This is a genomic window from Streptomyces sp. NPDC037290 (assembly GCF_055603245.1).
Map to the genome: position 1 here is coordinate 1 of NZ_JBVJVZ010000204.1, position 1,013 is coordinate 1,013.

Genomic DNA, 1,013 nt, shown 5'->3' on the forward strand with positions numbered 1-1,013 from the left:
TCTTCAGCGTCACCTTCCCGCCGGTGCCGCGCAGAAGCGTGTCCAGCTCCTCGGCGCTGTACTCGGCGATCGGCTTGGCCGGATCCAGACGGCCGGACTTCGCCCAGATCTGCCAGTCCGGGCTGCCCACCTTGTACTCGGGGAAAAGGACCGCCCCGTCGTCCAGGGACTTCGAGCGGTCCAGCATCTTGTCCAGGTCGAGGGCGATGCTCTGGCCGAGACCGTCACAGTCCGGGCACATGCCCTGGGGGTCGTTGAACGAGAACGCGGAGACGCCGAGCGAGGACGGGTTCTTGTCCTTCGTCGTGCCGAACCGGGCGAACAGGGCCCGGATCATAGGCTGCACGTCGGTCATGGTGCCCACCGTGGACCGGGCGTTGCCCCCCACCGGCTTCTGGTCGACGATCACCGGCGTGGTGAGGTTCTCGATCGTCTCGGCCTGCGGACGTTCGTACTTCGGGAGCTGGTTGCGGATGTACCAGCTGAAGGTGGAGTTCAGCTGCCGCTGGGCCTCCACGGCCACCGTGTCGAAGACGATCGACGACTTGCCCGAACCCGAGACCCCCGTGAAGACCGTGATCTGGTTGCGGGGAATCGTCAGTGAGACATCCTTGAGATTGTGGATCCGCGCGCCCGCGATACGGATGCCGTCTCCCGGACCGGATGCGGTGTCCGCGCCGGGGGTGGGGTCGGTGACGCTCACAGAGTTCTCCTCCTGGTTCCGTACATGAGTCACCGTTCCGCCGGACGGACCGGCGGAACGGTAACCACCTAGCCTGCACTCAGGAGGTGTCCACGGTCTTCTCCTGCCGTGCTGACTTGGGCGTCGGCCCACCGGAGAAGGCGGGCTCGGTGCTCCAGCCGGCCAGCCGCTCCTCCCGCTCCTGCTCCTCGCTGTCGAAAGCGATCCGGCTGCTCGCCCAGCGCAGGATGGGCGGCGCTGACACCGAGGTGATGAGGGCGATCAGCACGATGATCGTGAAGGTGACGGTGTCCAGTACGCCGATGCGCAG

Annotated in this window: 2 pseudogenes; both read right to left on the bottom strand. The window is 66.4% G+C overall.

The annotated features are described in order from the left end of the window. Positions 1-703 (bottom strand): annotated as a pseudogene (locus tag ACZ7HQ_RS46005) (excinuclease ABC subunit UvrA); the annotation flags it as partial. Positions 704-782: 79 nt separating this feature from the next. Then, positions 783-1,013: pseudogene (locus ACZ7HQ_RS46010) on the bottom strand (cation:proton antiporter); the annotation flags it as partial.